Consider the following 477-nt stretch of genomic DNA (forward strand, 5'->3'; position numbering starts at 1 on the left):
GCCCATGACCAGACCGATCATCGTGTTCGACCTCGACGGGACGCTCGTCGACACGGCGCCGGATCTGCTCGACAGCCTGAACCACAGCCTCGCCGCCAGCGAACTCGCGGCGGTCGACGAGGCAGGTTTCAGGCGCTTCGTCGGCCATGGCGGGCGGGTGATGATCGAGCGGGCGCATGCAGCGCAGCAGCGGGCGCTGGCGGCGGAGGAGCACGATCGGCTGCTAAGACTGTTCCTCGACCACTACACGCTCAACATTCCCGGCAAGTCGCGCCCCTACCCCGGCGTCGTCGAAGCGCTCGACCGCTTCAAGGACGCCGACTTCCTGCTCGCGGTCTGCACCAACAAATACGAGGCGAACTCGGTGGCGCTGATCGACGCGCTCGGCCTGGCGCGGTATTTCGCCGCGATCGCCGGCCAGGATACGTTTGCCTTCCGCAAACCCGACCCGCGCCATCTCACTGAAACCATCAGGCT

General features: G+C 66.5%; 1 protein-coding gene. It reads left to right on the plus strand.

Features of this window, described 5'->3' with window-relative positions; translation table 11 throughout:
• Positions 1-4 precede the first annotated feature (4 nt).
• Positions 5-477 (plus strand): HAD hydrolase-like protein (locus EOA33_RS38315; RefSeq protein ID WP_127407871.1); only part of this gene is annotated, 473 nt, incomplete at its 3' end.

Source organism: Mesorhizobium sp. M4A.F.Ca.ET.050.02.1.1 (genome assembly GCF_003997725.1).
In the GTDB taxonomy this organism is placed as follows: Bacteria; Pseudomonadota; Alphaproteobacteria; order Rhizobiales; family Rhizobiaceae; genus Mesorhizobium.